General features: G+C 77.0%; 1 protein-coding gene. It reads right to left on the minus strand.

The genetic code is table 11. The annotated features are described in order from the left end of the window. Nucleotides 1-1,260: GMC family oxidoreductase N-terminal domain-containing protein (locus GT045_RS20770; RefSeq protein ID WP_161335073.1), on the minus strand; the 1,260-nt coding region annotated here is incomplete at both ends.

Here is a 1,260-nt window from a genome sequence, read left to right on the forward strand (position 1 = left end):
CGAGGGGCGGTCGGCGACCATGGCGCCCAGGGTCGCCAGCCGCTCCGTCCCCTCCAGCTCACGGCGCAGTTCGCGGCCGACGCCCGGCAGGACGAAGGAACTCATGCCCGGCGGTGCCGCGGTGGCCTCGATCAGGACGCCGTCGCCACGCATGCGCTCCACCCCCACGCTCTGCAGGACGCCCTTCCAGCCGGTGACCGGGTGGCCGAAGCGGCCCGCGACGCTGATGGCGGGGTGCACGCTGAGGTTGCGGCCGAGCCGCGGGTGTCCGCCCAGGCCGGAACGCCGCAGCAGTGCCGGGGTGTGCAGTGTCCCGGCGGCGACCACGACCAGCGGACTGAGGATCTCCAGTTCGCTGCCGTCCGGGCGGCGGGCCAGCACCCCCGCGGCCCGGGGCCCGGCCGGCCCGTCACGGTCGGTCAGGACGCGCAGGACGCGCGCGTGGGTGACGATGCGGGCTCCCGCCGCGCAGGCGTCCGGCAACACGGACAGCTGGACGCTCTGCTTGGCACCGGTGGGGCAGCCGACGACGCACTGGCAGGAACCCCGGCAGCCCGGGGCGTTGCGGCGCAGGGGCGCGGCAGGCCAGCCGAGGGCTTCCGCCCCGGCCAGGGCGAGCAGCCCGTTGCCGCCGAGGACGTCCAGGGGCTGCGGCGCCACCCGCAGGGTGCGCTCGACCTCGTCGAGGTGGGTGCCGAGGCCCTCGGCGGCGGCGAATCCGTACCGGTTCAGCCAGCGTTCGGCCACCTGGTCGGGGGTGCGGTAGCAGGTGCCCGAGTTGACGACGGTGGTACCGCCGACGGCCCGGCCCACGGGCAGGAGCACCGGGGGGCTGCCCACGGCGAAGGTCGCGCCGCCGTCCCGGTACAGATCGAGGAAGCGGTCGAGCGGGGCCCGCCGTCCGAACGACGCGGTGGAGTGGTGCGCCCCTTCTTCGAGGACGACGACGCTCATGCCCGCGGCGGCCAGCGTCCTCGCGGCCATCGCCCCGCCGGCGCCCGAGCCGACGACGACCGCGTCGGCGGTGGAACGCGTGGGCCAGTCCCCGGCGGGGGTGCAGTCGAGCGGCGGGTCCGCGGGGGCGGACACCGGTGGCGCCGGGGCGTGGTGGAGCATCCGTTCGGTGCCGGCGGCCAGCAGGAGCGGTACCTTCACCGCGTCCAGGAGTGGCAGCAGGCCCGGGCGTGCGGCGAGCGACCGTACGACGCGCTCGCGGTCGTCCGGCCCGAGCGCCGACAGACGCCGGCCCGTGCGGGCGAC

It is taken from the genome of Streptomyces sp. SID486, from assembly GCF_009865385.1.
Taxonomy (GTDB): Bacteria; Actinomycetota; Actinomycetes; order Streptomycetales; family Streptomycetaceae; genus Streptomyces.